At 70.9% G+C, this 18,654-nt stretch carries 16 protein-coding genes; 9 read left to right on the forward strand and 7 right to left on the reverse strand.

Annotation, left to right across the window (positions count from 1 at the left end; all coding sequences use genetic code 11):
* Positions 1-15: 15 nt before the first annotated feature.
* Together mtrB and BMW85_RS34185 are read left to right on the forward strand one after the other, a co-directional pair.
* The gene (gene mtrB / locus BMW85_RS34180; RefSeq protein ID WP_091089891.1) at positions 16-1,761 is read left to right on the forward strand and encodes an MtrAB system histidine kinase MtrB; all 1,746 of its coding nucleotides are present in this window, start codon (positions 16-18) and stop codon (positions 1,759-1,761) included.
* Positions 1,748-3,487: an LpqB family beta-propeller domain-containing protein gene (locus tag BMW85_RS34185; RefSeq protein WP_091089893.1), complete on the forward strand. Its 1,740-nt coding sequence runs from the start codon at positions 1,748-1,750 to the stop codon at positions 3,485-3,487. Before mtrB ends, BMW85_RS34185 begins: the two co-directional genes overlap by 14 nt.
* A gap of 13 nt (positions 3,488-3,500) precedes the next feature.
* Here BMW85_RS34185 and BMW85_RS34190 read toward each other — a convergent pair whose 3' ends face one another.
* Positions 3,501-4,442, reverse strand: coding sequence for an NADP-dependent oxidoreductase (locus tag BMW85_RS34190; RefSeq protein ID WP_091089895.1), 942 nt, complete (start codon positions 4,440-4,442; stop codon positions 3,501-3,503).
* Positions 4,443-4,491: 49 nt separating this feature from the next.
* Here BMW85_RS34190 and BMW85_RS34195 point away from each other — a divergent pair, with 49 nt between their 5' ends.
* The 4 genes from BMW85_RS34195 (at position 4,492) to BMW85_RS34210 (ending at position 8,039) form a co-directional block, all read left to right on the forward strand.
* The gene (locus BMW85_RS34195; RefSeq protein WP_245775228.1) at positions 4,492-5,097 is read left to right on the forward strand and encodes a TetR/AcrR family transcriptional regulator; all 606 of its coding nucleotides are present in this window, start codon (positions 4,492-4,494) and stop codon (positions 5,095-5,097) included.
* A gap of 22 nt (positions 5,098-5,119) precedes the next feature.
* Positions 5,120-5,866, forward strand: a complete 747-nt coding sequence (locus BMW85_RS34200) for a ComF family protein (protein ID WP_245775229.1) — start codon at positions 5,120-5,122, stop codon at positions 5,864-5,866.
* Positions 5,867-6,478: 612 nt separating this feature from the next.
* The gene (hpf, locus tag BMW85_RS34205) at positions 6,479-7,168 is read left to right on the forward strand and encodes a ribosome hibernation-promoting factor, HPF/YfiA family (RefSeq protein WP_091089900.1); all 690 of its coding nucleotides are present in this window, start codon (positions 6,479-6,481) and stop codon (positions 7,166-7,168) included.
* 172 nt (positions 7,169-7,340) lie between these two features.
* Positions 7,341-8,039, forward strand: a complete 699-nt coding sequence (locus tag BMW85_RS34210) for a response regulator (protein WP_020541374.1) — start codon at positions 7,341-7,343, stop codon at positions 8,037-8,039.
* 138 nt (positions 8,040-8,177) lie between these two features.
* Here the strand turns inward: BMW85_RS34210 and BMW85_RS34215 are convergent, their stop codons facing one another.
* Entirely contained in the window at positions 8,178-9,575 is a 1,398-nt protein-coding gene (locus BMW85_RS34215) for a winged helix-turn-helix domain-containing protein (protein ID WP_245775230.1), read from the reverse strand.
* A 245-nt stretch (positions 9,576-9,820) separates the two neighbouring features.
* Positions 9,821-10,081: an HGxxPAAW family protein gene (locus tag BMW85_RS34220; protein ID WP_091089903.1), complete on the reverse strand. Its 261-nt coding sequence runs from the start codon at positions 10,079-10,081 to the stop codon at positions 9,821-9,823.
* 224 nt (positions 10,082-10,305) lie between these two features.
* Between BMW85_RS34220 and secA the strand changes: the two genes are divergently transcribed.
* Complete coding sequence (gene secA, locus BMW85_RS34225; RefSeq protein ID WP_091089905.1) at positions 10,306-13,095, forward strand: preprotein translocase subunit SecA; 2,790 nt, start codon at positions 10,306-10,308, stop codon at positions 13,093-13,095.
* 98 nt (positions 13,096-13,193) lie between these two features.
* On the opposite strand, the gene BMW85_RS34230 is transcribed toward secA, so the two are convergent.
* The 4 genes from BMW85_RS34230 to BMW85_RS34245 form a co-directional block, all read right to left on the reverse strand.
* Positions 13,194-13,583, reverse strand: coding sequence for an Rv3235 family protein (locus BMW85_RS34230; RefSeq protein WP_091089907.1), 390 nt, complete (start codon positions 13,581-13,583; stop codon positions 13,194-13,196).
* Between the two features lie 166 nt (positions 13,584-13,749).
* Entirely contained in the window at positions 13,750-15,018 is a 1,269-nt protein-coding gene (locus tag BMW85_RS34235; RefSeq protein WP_245775231.1) for a PTS transporter subunit EIIC, read from the reverse strand.
* A gap of 87 nt (positions 15,019-15,105) precedes the next feature.
* Positions 15,106-16,422, reverse strand: a complete 1,317-nt coding sequence (locus BMW85_RS34240; protein WP_091089911.1) for a PTS transporter subunit EIIC — start codon at positions 16,420-16,422, stop codon at positions 15,106-15,108.
* A 61-nt stretch (positions 16,423-16,483) separates the two neighbouring features.
* Complete coding sequence (locus BMW85_RS34245) at positions 16,484-17,224, reverse strand: GntR family transcriptional regulator (protein ID WP_245775232.1); 741 nt, start codon at positions 17,222-17,224, stop codon at positions 16,484-16,486.
* Between the two features lie 121 nt (positions 17,225-17,345).
* On the opposite strand from BMW85_RS34245, the gene BMW85_RS34250 reads away from it, so the two are divergent.
* Positions 17,346-18,380 (forward strand): SIS domain-containing protein, encoded by a 1,035-nt coding sequence (locus BMW85_RS34250; protein ID WP_091089915.1) that lies wholly within the window; start codon positions 17,346-17,348, stop codon positions 18,378-18,380.
* A 33-nt stretch (positions 18,381-18,413) separates the two neighbouring features.
* Positions 18,414-18,650, forward strand: a complete 237-nt coding sequence (locus tag BMW85_RS34255) for a PTS sugar transporter subunit IIB (protein ID WP_020541384.1) — start codon at positions 18,414-18,416, stop codon at positions 18,648-18,650.
* Positions 18,651-18,654: the final 4 nt, after the last annotated feature.

Raw genomic sequence — 18,654 nt, forward strand, 5'->3', positions numbered from 1 at the left:
CCGCCCCCACCCGCCATGCCCCCGACGAAGACCAACCGCTCCCGTCGGCGGACGCCGCGCCAGATCCTCGGCGGCGCCCGCCGGCGGGTGCGGCGTGCGGTGGGCAGGGCGCGCAGCGTCTGGCGGCGCTCGCTGCAGCTCCAGGTGGTCACCAGCACGCTGGTGATCTCCGTCATCGTGGTCGTGGTGCTCGGCACGTTCCTGTCCGAGCAGATCAACCGGGCCGTCATCCAGAGCAGCCAGCAGTCCTCGGTCAGCGAGGCCAACGCCGACCGGCTGCAGATCGCCGACGCGCTCGCGCCTCCCGACGACGACCAGGCCAAGGCCGTCGAGGCGGGCAAGGCCGCGGTCAACCCGCTCGACGAGGTGATGGGCGCCGTCACCGGCTCCGTCGACGGCGGCTCCAAGAAGCGCTACGACGTGCTCATACTCAACGTCGCGGCCCCCGGGCAGTCGCGCGCCTCCGGCCGCCTCGTGCCCGGCAACGTGCCGCCCGCCCTGCGCGCCGGGCTGCAGCGCAACATCACGAAGCTGGTCTACGACAAGCCCATCGTCTCCATCGAGCGTGTCGGGCTGACCGGGCAGAGCCAGCCGCGCCTGATGTACATCGTCGGCGGCATCGTCCACGAGCCCTTCAGCGGCCAGAACTACGAGGTCTACCACTTCTTCCCGCTCGACGAGGAAGAGGCGCTGCTGTCCACCGTCCGGCTCGCCATCGTCGTGGTGGGGCTCGGCCTCGTGCTGCTGCTGGCGGCCATCGCCTACCTGGTGGCCAGGCAGGTCGTCACCCCCGTCCGGCTGGCCCGCCAGGCCGCCGAACGGCTGGCCGCGGGCAAGCTGGACGAACGGCTCAAGGTACGCGGCGAGGACGACCTCGCCCGCCTGGCCAACTCCTTCAACGAGATGGCCGCCAACCTGGCGCTCAAGATCCACCAGCTTGAGGAGCTGTCGCAGGTCCAGCGGCAGTTCGTCTCCGACGTCTCGCACGAGCTGCGCACCCCGCTGACCACCGTGCGCATGGCCGCCGACCTGCTCTACGACGCCCGCGAGGACTTCGACCCCATGGCCGCCCGCTCGGCCGAGCTCATGCAGGCCCAGCTCGAACGGTTCGAGTCGATGCTGGGCGACCTGCTGGAGATCAGCCGCTACGACGCCGGCGCGGCCACCCTCGACCTGGAGCCCGTCGACGTCACCAAGGTCGTGCTGCGCGCCATAGAGGACTCCGAGGCGCTGGCCGAGCGCCACGGCACCCGCTTCGAGCTGCGGCTGCCGCCCGAGCCCTGCATGGCCGAGATCGACAACCGCCGGGTCGAGCGGATCCTGCGCAACCTGCTGTTCAACGCCATAGAGCACGGCGAGGGCAGGGAGATCGTCGTCACCGTCGGCGCCGACCGCGACGCCGTGGCGGTCGCCGTACGCGACCACGGCATAGGACTCAAACCGGGCGAGGACACCATGGTCTTCGACCGGTTCTGGCGGGCCGACCCGTCACGGGCGCGCACCATAGGCGGCACCGGGCTCGGCCTGGCGATCTCCCGCGAGGACGCCACCCTGCACGGCGGCTGGCTCCAGGCGTGGGGACAGCCGGGCGAGGGCTCGCAGTTCAGGCTGACGCTGCCGCGCACGGCGGGGGCCGACCTCAAGGGGTCGCCGCTGCCGCTCGTGCCGCCCGAGATCGAGATGCGGCGCACCTGGCGCGGGTCCATGACGCCCGTGCTGCTGCCCGCCGTGGGGGACGGGGCGCTCGATGACGAGGACTAGGCGGCTCTGCGCCGTCGCCGCGGTGGCCGCGGCCGTGGCGCTCACCGGCTCGGGGTGCTCCGTGATCCCGGTCAGCGGCCCGTACGTGGTGGACGACACGGGCAGCGGCGACCCGCTGAGCAAGCCGTTCCAGCGGATGATCGCCACCGCGCCGCAGCCCGCCTGGAGCCCTCAGGACGTGCTCAAGGGCCTCCAGGCGGCCATGGCGGCCTACGACGACGACCCGACGGTCCTGCCCCAATACCTCACGCCCGAGGCGCTGCGCGGCTGGAGCCCCGACGGCGCGGTGACCGTGCTCGACGACGCCTGGAACTGGACCTTCGACCTGGGCGACCAGGACGGCACCGAGTCGGTGCAGAAGATCTCCGTCAAGGCCCCCCAGATCGCCAGGATCGAGGAGGACGACACCTACGTGCCGCTGGCCGGGAACTGGGCGCGGCCGTTCGAGCTGGTCAAGGTCGAGGGCGTCGGCTACCGGGTGCGCGGCCTGCCGCAGGGGATCATCCTCACCAAGTCCGACGTCGCGCGGGCCTACCGGCCGACCAAGCTCTACTACCTCGGCAACGGCACCCAGGACCGGCTGGTCGTGGACAGCGTGCGGCTGCGGCTCAAGCCGACCAAGACGTACGCGCAGGTCGTGCTCGAACGGCTGCTCAAGGCGCCGAGCGCGGCACTCCAGGGCGCGGTGAGCACCAGCTTCCCCACCGGCACCAAGATCGAGTCCGTGCGCTCGGGCGAGGACGAACGGGTCGTCATCAACCTGTCGGGCCCGATCGACCCCCTCGACCTGAGCGGCGAGCACGGCCTCATGGCCCAGATCCGCTACAGCCTCACCAACAACGACGTCGCCAAGGGCCGCGCCATCGAGGTGCAGGTGGACGGGGAGCAGTATTCCGTCTCGCAGCCCAACGTCGACCAGGGCTGGCTGGACAACGGCGTCAACACCGACTACTACGTCGACAAGGGCGCCGTCCACTACATGACCACCGAGGGGCCGGGCGGCGCCATCGCCGGGCCCGCCGGGCAGCCGCGCGAGGGCTACTCCAACTTCGCCCTGTCCAAGCAGGGCGACCTCGTCGCCGCCCAGACCTCCACCGGCATCTCCATCACCACCGCCACCCAGGAGGGGCAGTGGCAGGAGGTCATCCCGGGCTCCCCGCAGGACCTCACCGCGCCGTCCTGGCACCGCGACGGGTCGCTGTGGACGTTCGACCGCAAGAACGGCGTCGTGCTGCGCTACGACCCCGCCGCCAACCGCCCCGCCGAGCGCGTCGCCGCGCCGGGGCTGAAGGGCTGGGACGTCACCCGCATGCGCATCGCCAGGGACGGCGTACGCGTGGTGCTGACCACCCGCGAGAACATCGTGCACGTCGGCGCGCTGACCCAGACGGGCGGGCTGATGCTCAGCAACGTCCGGGTGCCGACGGCCAGGGAGCCCGGCGGGGTCATCGAGGACCTCGCCTGGCGCGACGACGAGCACGTGCTCGTGCTGGTCAAGAGCAACGCAGGCCAGACACTGAACGAGATCGACATCGGCGACGGCGACGTCACCGAGATCCCGCTGAAGAACCGGCTGCGCCGGGTCGCGGCGCTCAACGAGCACGTGCTCGCGCAGGCGGAGACCGGCAAGGGGAAGGGCTCGGAGATCCTGGAGCTCTCGCAGGACCAGAGCTGGAAGACCAGGATCGAGTCGAACGCCGAAGCCCCCCTGTTCCCCCTGGGCTGAACCCCTCGGGGGGTCAGTTCACCAGCACGATCCTCCCTCGGGCGTGGCGGGTCTCGCTCAGCTCGTGCGCCGCCGCCGCCTCGGTGAGCGGGAACGCCGCCGCGACCGGCACCCGCAGCCGCCCCCGCGCGGCGAGCCCGACCGCGACGCCGAGGCCGTGCACCGCGAGCGGGTCGGCGCCCGCCCCGGGGTCCGCGCCCGGCGACCCGTGCGACAGGTGCACGCCATGGGCCGCCGCGGTGAGGTCGGGGGCGATGGTCACCACGCGCGCGGGGTCCCCGGCCAGGGCGACCAGGTCGGGCAGCGCCCCTCCCGCGCAGTCGAACACCGCGTCCACCCCGCCCGGGACCAGCGCGCGGACCCGTTCGACCAGGCCCGGCCCGTACGTGGTCGGCTCCGCCCCTAGCGAGCGCAGGAAGTCGTGGTTGCGCGGACTCGCCGTGCCGATCACGGTGGCGCCACGGGCTACCGCGAGCTGCACGGCGACCGTCCCCACCCCGCCGGCCGCGCCCTGCACCAGCACCGTGTGCCCGGCGCCGGCCCCGAGCCGGTCGAGCACCCGTGTGGCCGTCTCGACGCTGCCCGCGGCCCCACCGGCCTCCTCCCAGCTCCACGCGGCCGGTTTCGGCGCCCAGGCCACCAGGACCGCGTGGTCGGCGTTGGCGCCGCGCGTCGCCGCCGCGGTCATGCCGAACACCTCGTCGCCCGTCTCGACGCCCGTCACGCCCTCGCCGACCTCGTCCACCACGCCCGCGGCGTCGAACCCGGTACGGAACGGGAACGTCACCGGCACCACACCGCGCAGCTCGCCCGAGCGGATGCGCGTCTCTCCCGTGGACAACCCGGACGCCCGCACGGCGACGCGGACCGTCCCCGGCCCGGCGTGCGGCTCCTCGACCTCGGCGACGTGCACCACGCCCGGCCCGCCGTACGCGGAAAACTGGACTGCTCTCATGCGCCGTACGGTAGGGGGACACCCCGTCCGTACGGCCGAAACGAGAGCGGTGACGACAGAAGTGAGTCAGAAGCCGCGCTCGGACGCCCGCGACAACCGGGCGCGCATCCTCGCGGTCGCCCGCGCGGCCTTCGCCGCCGAGGGACCCGGCGTGCCGATCCGCGAGATCGCCCGGCGCGCGCAGGTCGGCGCGGCCACCGTCTACCGGCACTTCCCGACCAAGGAGGCGCTGCTCGCCGAGGTCGTCGCCGAGCCCATGGCCCTGTGCTCGGCGGTCGTCGAGGAAGGGCTGACCGAGTCCGACCCGTGGCGCGGGTTCTGCCTGGTGACCGAGAGGCTGATGGAGGCGCGCGCCCTCGGCAGGGGGCTGTCCGGCGCTCTCGCCGCGCGGCTGCCGTACCTCGGGGCGGAGCGGGAGCGGTCGATCCGGCTGCTGCTCCGGCTCGTCCGGCGCGCGAAGGAGGCGGGCGGCCTGCGGGCGGACTTCGTCCTGGAGGACTTCGTGCTGGCGGTGACGGCGAGCGAGGGCATCCGCGCCGGGTCGCCCGAGCTGCGGGCCGCGGCCGCGCGCCGGTTCGCGGCCCTGATGATCCAGTCGTTCCGCGCCTATCCCGTCCCCGCGCCGCTTCCGCCGGCGGTCCGGCTGCTCGGCTGAGCCGCCCACCCTGGCGGCGGGAATGTCGGTGGCGGCGGGCATGCTGGCGGGCGTGCCGAACGCCCTGCCGAACGCCGTGCTCGACCTGATCCTGCCCCCGGCCTGCGCCGGTTGCGGCGCCAAGGGGCCCCGGTGCTGCGCCGCGTGCCTGGCCGAGCTGACCGCCCGGCCGGCCAGGCGCCTGCCGCACCCGTGCCCGCCCGGCCTCCCCGACTGCTGGTCGGCGAGCCCGTACGACGGCCGTACGCGCCGCACCCTCCTCGCCTACAAGGAGCGGGGCGCCGTGACGCTGGCGGCGGCCCTGGCCGAGGCGCTGGCGTTCACCGCCGTGACGGCGCTCTCCAGCACCCCGGGCGCCCTTCGCGCGCTCGCGGCCGGCTTCGCCGTCGTGCCGGTCCCCAGCACCCGGGCCACGGCCGGCGCGAGGGGCCACGACCCGGTCGCCCGCCTGGCTCTGCTCGCGGCCCGCGCCCTGTGCGCGCTCGGCCTGCCCGCGCACCCCTGGAACGGCCTGACACAGGTCCGCTCCGTGACCGATCAGGCGGGCCTGAGCAGCGCTGAGCGGGCGGCCAACCTCGCCGGGTCACTACGGGTCACCCGCCCCGCGACAGGCCCTTCAGCGCCCTGTGCGCTGCTCGTGGACGACATCGTCACGACCGGCGCCACCCTCGCCGAGGCCGCACGGGCCCTCCGATCAGCCGGAACACCGGTCCCGCTGGCGATCACGGTGGCCGCGACACGCCGAAGATCTAAAAAAGCATTACAGTGACAGTGAGTGAAGACGCGGCCGCTCAAGCCCCTCCCCAGGAGGTCACATGTCGCTTCCCCACGGGATGCCGCCTCAGTGCTCGACGGGCGATCCACGGTCCGCCATAGCGGACGCCGGCCGATTAAACGGGGCATCAAACCACGCCCATCCGGTCCGCCGATATCACGCAACGTGATCGTCCGATCGACGCTCCGGCTGACATTCGCCCAGGATGCGGATAGCGTTCGGACATGGCACCCGTTCGGGTCCGTGGTTGCGCAGAGCCGGGGCTCCCGGCTCTGCTAGCCGATGCCAGCCGCAGGCAAAACGGTCCACGTAAGGCGACTCTTTGTCGACCGATCACGGTGCGGCTTAGGGGTAAGTCCTGCCTTCCCGAGAGGTCAGATGCCTCTCGCCAGAAGAGAAGGGCAGTAGTGGCAACAGAGCTGCGAAACCCTCAGCAGGCGGATGTGGGGTCGAAGACCAGGTCGGCCGGACGGGTGCCAACGGAGTTCCCGGTGATCACGAGTCGGAAGAGGGTAACGGTGACAGAAAGGCGGACAGAGGACCTCGCCCGATCGGCAGCTCGTCGGGCGCTCTTGCTCAGTCGTTAGACGGAAGGGGGGCTTTTGCATGGACATCATCGTCAAGGGCCGACACACAGGTGTGAGTGATCGGTTCCGCGACCAAGTGACGACCAAGCTGGCCAGGATCGAACGTCTGGACAACAAACTCATCCGAGTCGATGTGCAGGTGTCGAAGGAACGCAATCCGCGCCTCGCGGGACAGCGGGAGCGCGTCGAGCTCACCATCCACTCCCGAGGGCCGGCCGTCCGCGCCGAGGCCTCGGCCGACGACCGGTTCGCCGCCCTCGACCTGGCGCTCGACAAGCTGGAAGGCCGTCTCAGGCGGCTCGCCGACCGGCGCAAGGTCCACCACGGCAACCACTGCCCGCCCTCCGTCGCGGAGATCACCGCGACCCTTCCCGACGTCGCCGGCCTGCCGCCCCAGGAGCCGGTCGCGAAGTCCCCGGCCGGCGAGAGCGAGCCGCTCGGGCACGCCGAAGACGACTACGTCGACGTCACCTACGAAGACAGGACCGACGAGGACATCGTCCCGATCGAGATGGACGGCGAGGGGCCGCTCATCGTCAGGGAGAAGTTCCACCGGGCCGAGCCGATGACCATCGACCAGGCGCTGCTCGAGATGGAGCTGGTCGGCCACGACTTCTACCTCTTCCGTGACAAGGAGAGCGGCCAGCCGAGCGTCGTCTACAACAGACGCGGGTACAACTACGGCGTGTTGCGGCTCGTAGAGCCCTGATCGCTTACTGAAAAAGATCTTCTCGACCACCCGAGGACCGCGGCACACGTGCCATCATGGCGGTTACGGCTCTGGCCCCCCGACGAGGAGGAGACGTGAGCGAGCTCAGTCAGGTTCAGCCGAGCGAGCGAAGCGAGGGAAGCGCGGGCGCGAGGCGGATCAAGGAGGCCTCGTGAGCGAGTCCGACGAGGCCCGCGCGTCAGCTAGCGAGCCCATTCGCGTGCTGATCGTCGACGACCACGAGCTGATCAGGCGCAGTCTGGCTCTGGCGCTGGCGGCTGAACCCGACATCGAGGTGGTCGGTGAGGCGAGTGACGGGCAGGAGGCGGTCGAGCTGGCCGACCGCCTCATGCCCGACGTCGCGCTCATGGACGTACGCATGCCGCGGCAGGACGGGATCGAGGCCACGAAGGGCATCAAGGCGTCGGTCCCGAGCACCCGCATCATCATGCTGACGGTGAGCGACGAGGAGGAGGACCTCTTCGAGGCCATCAAGGCGGGGGCCACCGGCTACCTCCTCAAGGACGTGCAGATCAACGACGTGCCCGCCGCGGTGCGGGGCGTGCACGAGGGCCAGTCCTTAATCAACCCGGCGATGGCGGCCAAACTCATCAGCGAGTTCGCCAACATGAGCCGCAAGGAGGCCGAGCGCCCGCCCCAGTTGCCCGTCCCCCGGCTGACCGACCGCGAGATGGAGGTCCTGCGGCTGGTCGCCAAGGGCATGAACAACCGCGAGATCGCCAAGCAGCTGTTCATCTCCGAGAACACCGTGAAGAACCACGTCCGCAACATCCTCGACAAGCTGCAACTGCACTCCCGCATGGAGGCCGTGGTCTACGCGGTGCGCGAACGCATGCTGGAGATCACCTAGCAGAGCCCCCCGGCCCTAGCAGAGGCCCCGGCCCGCGTCCGCGCCGTCCCGGCCGCGTCCGCACCGCCAGGGGCCCTCCCTCCCGGGCTGTCTCGGGCTCCGGGCTGTCTCGGGCTCCTGGCTATCTCGGGCTCCTGGCTATCTCGGGGCGTTCAGCATGGTGACGAGCTCCGGCGGGTCTGCGCGTTCGACGCGTACGCTGTCGCAGCCCACCCACTCGGCGGCCGACCACAGGGCGTCCGCCACCGCGCCGGCCCACTTGGCGGGTGACAGGCCGGGCTCCAGGTGCACCTGCCTGGCCACCAGGGTCGTGCCCTCGCGGGCCGGATCGACCCGGCCGATCAGCCGGCCCCCGGCCAGCACCGGCATCGTGAAGTAGCCGTGCACCCGCTTGTGCTTGGGGACGTACAGCTCCAGCGTGTAGGTGAAGCCGAAGATCCGCTCGGTGCGGCCACGGTGCCAGATGAGCGAGTCGAACGGCGAGACCAGCGTGGTGCGGTGCCGGCCCCGCGGCTCGCTCGCCAGCAAGGCGGGATCGGCCCACGCGTTGGCCTGGCCCTTCTTGCCCGGCCAGCCCGCGACCGTCACCGGCGTCAGCCCGGCCGCCCCGCTGAGCAGGGCCTCGTCCAGGATCGCCGCGAAACGGCCCTTCAGGCGGAGGAAGTCGATCAGGTCGGTGCGGTTGGCCACGCCCAGTGAGCGCCCGGCGATGCCGGCCAGCCGCGTGATGCACTCCTCGTCCGTCAGGTCCTGGGCGAGCAGGTCGGCGGGGATCGTGCGCTCGGCCAGGTCGTAGACGCGGCGCCAGCCGACGCGGCGGGTGCAGACCAGCTCGCCGATGTCCAGCAGCCACTCCAGGCCGATCTTGGAGTCGGACCAGTCCCACCACGGGCCGCCGTTCTTGGCGCCGCCGACGTCGGAGGTCATCAGCGGGCCCGAGTCGCGCACCTGGTCGAGCAGCTTGTCGACGTTGTCGGGGACCTCGTGCCAGCGGAACCTGCGCTCGCGGAAGGCGCGGCGGCGGAAGGAGTAGAGGGGCCAGTGCTCGACGGGCAGGATGCAGGCCGCGTGGCACCAGTACTCGAAGCTCCGCGCCGGGTCGTGCCAGTAGGCCCGCTCCACCTCCGGTCTGCTCACCGCGCCCAGGCGGGCGTAGGCGACCAGCTCGTGGGAGCGGGCCAGGACCGAGATGGTGTCGAGCTGCACGGCGCCCAGCCTGCGCAGCATGGCGTGCACCCCGCCCTTGCGCGCGTCGGCGCCGAGCAGCCCCTGGGCCCGCAGGATGAGCCGCCGCGCCTCGTCGAGCGTGAGATCCACAGCGCCACCGCCCACACCCCCGCCACCGGCCACCGACACGTCGGGGTCCGGCGTCGCCAGGGTGCTGGCGGGCTGGGCTGCTCCCGTGACGAGGGGGTGCCTGTCATCGGCTGCGTCGGCGCTCATAAGGGCGACATCCTGGACGTCGTCTCCGGGGACGGGGTCGCTGGGGGCGGCGTCTTCCAGGGGGAGCGGGTGCGCGTCGTCAGGGCGGTGCATGCGTGCAATCTAGCGGCGGGCACCGACAAATCCGCCTGCCGTGGGCCGGGCGGCCCGGGGCGGGGAAGTGATCAAGGAATGGTGGGGCGTTCGCCGACACGCCGACGAGCGGCGGAAAAGCATCACCTGGGGAAGATTTGGAGCAGGCAGGAAGAAGGGGAAGGGGCTGGGCAAAAAGAAAGGCGGGCCACCTGTCAGGGGCCCGCCTCGCAGATCGCGGTGGCGACGGTCTTCGTCCGCCGACGTCAGCGGTGATCCTCGGCCCGCATGCCCACACGCGGCGCGTCGATCACCACGTCGGTGAAGATGTCGAAGACGAGGGCGAGAATGCCGCCCACGACGAACACCCCCGCGCCGATCCACACCAGCGTCCAGCTGGCGACGGTCAGCCCGAAGCCGGCGACGATGGTCCCGGCCAGCATGACCGTCACCGCCAGCCACGATGACGCCCGTCCGCCGTGACTGCCGAGATCCTCCGTTTGCTCCGACTTCTTCCCCTCAACCATGCTTAATCCTTCCTTTGCCGGTTATGCCGCTATACATGCGGGCCGGCGGTCAACCGGCATACCCTCTGCCTTACCCCCATTCTCCCAGACCGGTCCTGCGCCCTCGTCGGCACGGTGGCTGTGTCTGGTTGCGGAAGCGCCTACGATGGCACTCGGGGAAGTTTGTCTCGGCCTCTCCTCCTGGCGGCGCCGCCGGGGTAGACCTGCGAGGAGCTTTACATAAAGTGGCAGCCATTCTCGACAAGATCCTGCGTGCCGGCGAAGGCAAGACCCTGCGCAAGCTCAAGCGGATCGCAGACCAGGTCAACTCCATCGAGGACGACTTCACGAGCCTGTCCGACGCGGAGTTGCGTGCGCTGACGGACGAATTCAAACAGCGCTACGCGGACGGCGAAACTCTCGACGATCTGCTTCCCGAGGCGTTCGCCACGGTACGCGAGGCGGCGCGCCGCGTGCTCGGCCAGCGCCCCTACGACGTGCAGATCATGGGTGGAGCCAACCTCCACCTGGGCAACATCTCCGAGATGAAGACCGGTGAGGGCAAGACCCTGACCTGTGCTCTGCCCTCCTATCTCAACGCGCTGTCCGGCAAAGGCGTCCACGTCGTCACGGTCAACGACTATCTGGCCCGGCGTGACGCCGAGACGATCGGCCGGATCCACCGCTTCCTCGGGCTGGAGGTCGGCTGCATCGTCTCAGGGCAGCAGCCCGACGAGCGCCGCAAGCAGTACGAAGCGGACATCACGTACGGCACGAACAACGAGTTCGGCTTCGACTACCTCCGCGACAACATGGCGTGGTCCCTGGAGGAGTGCGCCCAGCGCGGCCACAACTACGCGATCGTGGACGAGGTCGACTCCATCCTCATCGACGAGGCCAGGACCCCGCTGATCATCTCCGGCCCCGGCGAGCAGTCCGGCAAGTGGTACCAAGAGTTCGCCAAGATCGTGCCCCGCCTGCGCAGGGGTGTCGAGGCGAAGAACCCGGGCGAGGAGAGCACCGGCGACTACATCGTCGACGAGAAGAAGCGCACGGTCGGCATCCTCGAGGCCGGCGTCGAGAAGGTCGAGGACTGGCTCGGCATCGACAACCTCTACAAGCCCGAGCACACCCACCTCGTCGGCTTCCTCAACAACGCGCTGAAGGCCAAGGAGCTGTTCAAGCGCGACAAGGACTACATCGTCTCCGAGGGCGAGGTCCTGATCGTCGACGAGTTCACCGGCCGCGTCCTGCACGGCCGCCGCTACAACGAGGGCATGCACCAGGCCATCGAGGCCAAAGAGGGTGTCAAGATCAAGGACGAGAACCAGACGCTCGCCACGGTCACCCTCCAGAACTACTTCCGCCTCTACGAGAAGCTGGCCGGCATGACCGGCACGGCCGCGACCGAGGCCAACGAGTTCCACCAGACCTACAAACTGGGCGTCGTCCCCATCCCGACCAACCGGCCGATGATCCGCAAGGACCAGGCCGACGTGGTCTACAAGAACGAGGACTCCAAGTTCAACGCGGTGGTCGAGGACATCAAGGAGCGCTACGAGCGCGGCCAGCCGGTCCTGGTCGGCACCACGTCGGTGGAGAAGTCCGAGCGGCTGTCCAAGGCGCTCAGGCGCCGCGGCGTGCCGCACGAGGTGCTCAACGCGAAGAACCACGAGCGTGAGGCCGCGATCATCGCCGAGGCGGGCCGCAAGGGCGCCGTCACCGTCGCCACCAACATGGCCGGTCGAGGCACCGACATCATGCTCGGCGGCAACTCCGAGTTCCGCGCCGACCAGGAGCTGCGCCAGCGCGGCCTCGACCCGGTCGAGACGCCGGAGGAATACGACAAGGCCTACCCCGAGGCGCTGGAGAAGGCCCGGGCCGCGGTCAAGGCCGAGCACGACGAGGTCACCGAGCTCGGCGGCCTCTACGTGCTGGGCACCGAGCGCCACGAGTCGCGCCGCATCGACAACCAGCTCCGCGGACGTTCCGGCCGTCAGGGCGACCCCGGTGAGTCGCGCTTCTACCTCTCGCTCGGCGACGACCTGATGCGCCTGTTCAACTCGGCGCGGGTCGAGGTCATCATGACCCGGCTCAACATCCCCGACGACCAGCCGATCGAGTCCGGCATCGTCTCCAAGGCCATCGCCTCCGCCCAGCACCAGGTCGAGCAGCAGAACTTCGAGATCCGCAAGGAAGTTCTGAAGTACGACGAGGTGATGAACCGCCAGCGCAAGGTCATCTACTCCGAGCGCCGGCGCGTGCTGGAGGGCGCCGACCTGCACGACCAGGTGCAGGGCTTCGTCGGCGAGGTCATCGAGGGCTACGTCCAGGGCGCCACGTCCGAGGGCTTCGCCGAGGAGTGGGACCTTGACAAGCTGTGGAAGGCGTTCAGCGAGCTCTTCCCGATCACGATTACCGCGGCCGACCTCGTCGAGGAGGCGGGCGGCCGTGAGGAGCTGACCGCCGAGCTGATCAGCGAGAAGGTCAAGGCCAACGCCAAGGAGGCGTACGCCAGGCGCGAGGAGGAGATCGGCTCCGAGACCATGCGCGACCTTGAGCGGCGGGTCATCCTGTCCGTTCTCGACCGCAAGTGGCGCGAGCACCTCTACGAGATGGACTACCTGCGCGAGGGCATCGGCATGCGGGCCTACGCGCAGAAGGACCCACAGATCGAATACCAGCGCGAAGGGTTCGAGATGTTCGCCGCGATGCTTGAGGGCATCAAGGAGGACTCCGTGGGCTTCCTGTTCAACCTCGAGGTCGAGGTCCAGGAGAACCCGATCGTGGAGGAAGAGGACGCGGTCCTCGCCGAGACCCGCTCGATCATCGCGCGCGGGCTGCGCGGCCCCGAGCGGCCTGCCGAGCTGGAATACTCCGCGCCCGGCGAGCAGGGCGAGGTCGAGCACACCCGGGTGCGCACCACTCCGGCGGAGCGGGCCGCGTACGGCAACGTGGAGCGCAACGCGCCGTGCCCGTGCGGGTCCGGCAAGAAGTACAAGCGGTGCCACGGCGACCCCAGGAACGCCGCCTGAGTCGCGTGCTGATGCCGTAATGCTGTGACGGAAGGACCTCCGCCCCGACGGGCGGGGGTCCTTCCGCGCGTTCTGAGGGCCTCGGCCCCCGGGGTGGGTCAGGCGGCTTCGACGTCGGTGCAGAGCCAGTGGATGCCGTGGCGTTCGAGGCGGACGGCGAGGACGCGGTCGCGTTCGCCGCAGCGTACGATCACGCACATCTCGATGACACCCTCGCGCGGCTCCGTCACGTGGACGCGGCGGACGAACGGGGTGCGGCCGGTCCGGAAGAGCAGGCCGGTCGTGACGAGGTGCCGGTGGGCGCGGCCGGTGAGCCGGTCGGCCAGCGTCTCGGGGGCGCGGCAACCGGCCAGCACCTCGGCGAGGGCCTGGCCGAGGTGGCGCAGGCGGCGTTCGTCGGGGGTGGCGCCGGGTGGCCCCCAGATCATGGGGCTGAGGGCCAGGGCGCCGTCGGTGTACGGGATGCGGGTGCGGGGGGCTGCCGACACGGGTCCTCCTTCTCGCGGGGAAACGCCTTCAGGAGTTTTCGGTCCGGCCTGGTTGTACACGCCGCACCAGCTTCTCCGGTCCGTGCCGGTCAATGTCCTGGTTTGCCGGGGAAGGGCGCCGGAAGCTGGCGCGGCGGGTGCCCGGTTCCGGGCGGAACGGCCGGGGCTAGGGGTCGGCCGTAACCTCGCGGCCCGGAGTGGGCAGGTTCAGGGCGCGGATGAGCACGGCGAAGATGGCGTAATAGAGGACGAAGTACGCGACCCCGAACCCGAGGATGAGCCCGAGGCGGTGCGTGTTCGCCTTGCCGGCGTTGAGGAGCAGGTCGATCGCGCCGCCGGAGAACGTGAACCCCAGCCGCGCCCCCAGCTCGGCCATGAGCGCCATCGACACGCCCGTGAGCAGCGCGTGCACGGCGAACAGCACGGGCGCGACGAAGATGAACGCGAACTCCAGCGGCTCGGTGATCCCGGTGACGAAGGACGTGAGCCCGGCCGACAGCAGGATGCCGCCGACCGCCGGGCGGCGGTCCGGCGGGGCCGCGCGCCACATGGCGACGGCCGCCCCGAGCAGCCCGAACATCATGACGGGGAAGAAACCGGTCATGAAGATGCCCGCGCCCTGCTCGCCGGCGAAGTAGCAGTTGAGGTCGCCCGCGGCGTTCCTGGTCGCGCCGTGCACGCCGGCCCGGCAGTCCGGCAGCGTGAACCAGACGATCGTGTTGAGGAAGTGGTGCAGGCCCACGGGGATGAGCAGGCGGTTGGCGACGCCGTAGATGCCCGCTCCGGCGGCGCCGTGGACCGACAGCCAGTCGCCGGCCCCGGCCAGCCAGTCGCCGACCGGCCGCCACAGCAGGCCGAAGACGACGCCGAGCAGCAGCGCGGCGACGGCGGTGATGATGGGGACCGAGCGCCGGCCGCCGAAGAAGGCCAGCCAGGCGGGCAGCTTGATCCGGTGGAAACGCTGCCAGAGCAGGGCGGCGGTGAGGCCGATGACGATGCCGCCGAGGACGCCGGTCGGATTCTGCGCGCCGGCGTTGATCGTACGGGTGCCGTCCCGGAGGACGAGCAGGACCTCGTCGTACACGGCGCCCTCGCCCGCGTCGAAGAACAGCGTCCTGGTGACACGGTCGAAGACCAGGTAGCCGACCAGGGCGGCGAGGGCGGTGGAGCCGTCGGACTTGCGGGCGAAGCCGATGGCGACGCCCACGGCGAACAGCATCGGCAGGTTCTCGAACAGGGCGCCGCCGGCGGCGGCGAGGACCCGCGCGAGCGGCCCCAGACCGGGTACGGCGCCGAGCAGGTCGTCCTGGCCGAAGCGGAAGAGCAGGCCGGCGGCGGGCAGGACGGCGATGGGCAGCATGAGCGAGCGGCCGATGCGCTGCAGCACGGCGAGGACGGGGCCGAAGAGGCGCTTGCCGGAGTCGACGGCCGTCATCGCCACCCCCGCTCGCTGGTCGGTCTGCGGGGGATCGGGGTGTTCCTACCACTCCGGCATCAGCAGAAAACGGGCCCTAGCCGCGTTTCACGTCTCGCCGGAATCGACGTCCGGCTCGGGTTCCCGGCCCGGCGTCATGATGTCGAGCCTGCGGATCAGGAACGTGAACACGGCGTAGTAGACCACGCCGTAGACCACGCCCAGCAGGAGGATGCCGGGCACGTTCTGGGTGTTGGACTTGCTGGCGTTGAGCAGCATGTCGAGCAGGCCGGCGGAGAAGCCGAAGCCGAGCTGCCCGCCGATGAGCGTGGTCAGCGCCATCGCCAGGCCGGTGAGCAGCGCGTGCACCACGAGCAGGAGCGGCGCCACGAAGATGAAGGCGAACTCGATCGGCTCGGTGATGCCGGTGACGAACGACGCCAGCGCCGCCGACAGCATGATGCCGCCCACCGTGGCCCGCCGGTGCTTGGGGGCGGCCCGCCACATGGCGAGCGCGGCGGCGGGCAGCGCGAACATCATGACCGGGAAGAAGCCGGCCATGAACTGCCCGGACTGCGGGGCGCCGCCGAAGTAGCAGTTCCAGTCGCCGACCAGGACATGGCCGCCGACCTCGCACTGCGGGACGACGTACCAGACCACGGAGTTGACGAAGTGGTGCAGGCCGAGGGGGATGAGCAGGCGGTTGACGACGCCGTAGATGCCGGTGCCGACCGGGCCGAGCGCGGTCAGCGCCTCGCCGGCGTGCCGGAACCACTCGCCGATGACCGGCCACAGCCAGCCGAAGAGCACCCCGATGAGCAGCGCCACGATGGAGGTGATGATCGGGACGAAGCGCCGCCCGCCGAAGAACGCCAGCCAGGTGGGCAGCTTGATCCGGTGGAAACGCTGCCAGAGCAGCGCCGCGACCAGGCCGATCACGACGCCGCCGAGCACCCTCGTGGGGTTCTGCATGCCGTAGTTGATGATCTCCCGTACGCCGCCCTGCGCCTGGAGCTCCTTGATCGAGACGGTGTCCCTGATGTCGGAGCCGAAGAACATGACCTTGGTGACCCGGTCGAAGACCAGGTAGCCGACCACGGCGGCGAGCGCGGTGGAGCCGTCGGACTTGCGCGCGAAGCCGATCGCGACGCCCACGGCGAACAGCAGCGGCAGGTTCTCGAAGAGCGCGCCGCCGGCCGCGGCCAGCACCTCGGCGACCGCGCTCATCCAGGACAGGCCGGCGACGTCGGCGAGGCCGCCGGGCTCGGGGCCGTTCGAGCCGAGCATGTCGGGCTGGCCGAAGCGCAGCAGCAGGGCGGCGGCGGGCAGGGCGGCGATGGGCAGCATCAGCGAGCGGCCCATCCGCTGCAGCACGGACATGACGCGCGCGAACGGTGAGGGCCGGGCGGCGGCGGTCTCGTTCACCGGGCGTTCCTCCGGGGGTGGGAGCACCGGGCTTCCGGCAGTTTGGGGAGCTCGGGGGGCTTCAGCCCCGTCGTACGGGCATCTCGAGCATGGTGCGGAGCTGGTAGCGGTCGGCGCGGTAGGTGGACACGCCCAGCTCCGCGCAGACGCCGCCGGAGAACGACCGGCGCTGGAGCAGCAGCACGGCCCCGCCGCGCGGCAGCTTCAGCAGGTCGGCGTCGCTCGGGTCGGCGATGCCGCCGTCGATGGTGAGCTCGCCGGCGTCCATGACCAGGCCGTAGCGGCTCTCCAGCAGCTCGTAGAGCGACTTGTCCGACAGGTCGTGCTCGGCCAGGCCGGGGGCGAGCTTGACCGGGATGTGCGCCCGCTCGATGGACAGCGGCTCGCCGTCGGCGGTGCGCAGGCGCTCGATGAAGTGCACCTCCTCGCCCGGCTGGATGCCCAGCTCCTTGGCCAGGTGGGCGCTGGCGCGCACCACGCGCCGGTCGAGGTCGCGCGAGCCCGGCACCATGCCGCGGGCCCGCATGTCGTCGCTGAACGAGGTGAGCTGCAGCGCCAGCTCGATCTTCGGCCGGGCCACGAACGTGCCCTTGCCGGGCACCCGGTGCAGCCGGCCCTCGGAGACGAGATGGTCGACGGCCTGCCGGACGGTCATCCTGGACAGGCCGAAACGCTGGCACAGCTCGCGCTCGGACGGGATGGCCGCGCCGATGCTGAGCTCGTTGCTGTCGATGAGGTCCAGCAGGATCTCGCGGAGCTGGAAGTACTTGGGCACCGGGCTGTCCGGGTCGATGTGGGCCACGGGATCCTCCCCTCGTTTCATGTGATGGGCTATGGTTCGTACTGGTCTAGTCCGGACTAGACCACAGGTCGCAAAACGCGGTCAAGCCCGATCCCGTACCACTTGAAGGATGAGCCCACCGATGACCACGAAGATGCGCAGCGAGATCGCCGAGCAGCCGGCCGCGCTGCGGGCCACACTGGACTCCCTGCTCCCCAGGATCGGCGAGGTGAGAGCGGTGGGCGAACGCACCCGCCAGCTGCTGTTCATCGCGCGTGGCACCTCCGACAACGCAGCAGTTTACGGCCGCTACCTGGTCGAGGCGCACGCCGGCCGGCTCTCCGCCCTGGCCGCGCCGTCGATCGCCACCACCTACCGGCGCAAGCTGGACCTCGACGGCGTGCTGGCCGTGGCCATCTCCCAGTCGGGACGCACCGAGGAGATCGTGGAGACGCTGGCCTGGGCCAAGGACTGCGGGGCGGCGACCGTCGGCGTCACCAACGGCGGCGCGGACAGCCCGCTCGCGCAGGCCGCCGACGTGGCGCTGTGCACCGAGGCGGGGGAGGAGAAGGCGGTCCCGGCGACCAAGACGTACACGACTCAGCTCGCCGCGCTCGCCGTGCTGGCGCTGGGCCTCGGCGCGGACGTGGACCAGGACGACCTGCGGCGGGTCCCCGACGCGGTGGAGAAACTGCTCGACGAGCCCGGCGACCTGGACGCCGTGGTCGAGGGGCTGCAGGACAAGCCGGGCGTGGTCGTCTCCGGCCGCGGCCTCGCGTTCTCGACCGCGCTGGAGACCGCGCTCAAGCTCAAGGAGGCCTGCTACCTGCACGCCATGGGCCTGTCCTACGCCGACCTGCTGCACGGCCCCATCGCCGTGGTCGACGCCGACACCCCGGCGCTGCTGGTCGCCGCCGAGAACAGCCCGACGCTGCCCGGCACGGTGGCGCTGGCCGAGCGGGTGGTGGCCGCGGGGGCGGCGGCGTACACGATCGGTGGCGGCGAGGGGCTGGCGCGGGCCGGCACGGCCGCGCTCAACGGTCCCGACCTGCCCGAGTGGGTGGCCCCGATGGGCCTCATCGTCCCGGGGCAGCTCCTCACCGAGGCGCTGGCGCGGCGGCTCGGCATCGATCCCGACTCGCCGCGCGGTCTGAACAAGGTCACCCAGACGGACTGATCTAGCCTGGTCGGCAGGAGCTAGGGAGGCCGGATGGCGGCGGATGTGAACGCGATCATCGCCGGGCTCGGCGGGGCCGACAACATCATCGAGATCGAGCCCTGCATCACCCGGTTGCGGACAGAGGTGCACGACGCGACGAAGGTGGACCAGGCCGCGCTGCGGGCGGCGGGCGCGCACGGCGTCATGGCCGCGGGCAACGTGGTCCAGGTCGTCGTCGGGCCGGAGGCGGACACGATAGCCAGCGACATCGAGGACATCATCGGCTAAGGGC

This window comes from Nonomuraea wenchangensis, from assembly GCF_900111685.1.
GTDB classification, from domain to species: domain Bacteria; phylum Actinomycetota; class Actinomycetes; order Streptosporangiales; family Streptosporangiaceae; genus Nonomuraea; species Nonomuraea wenchangensis.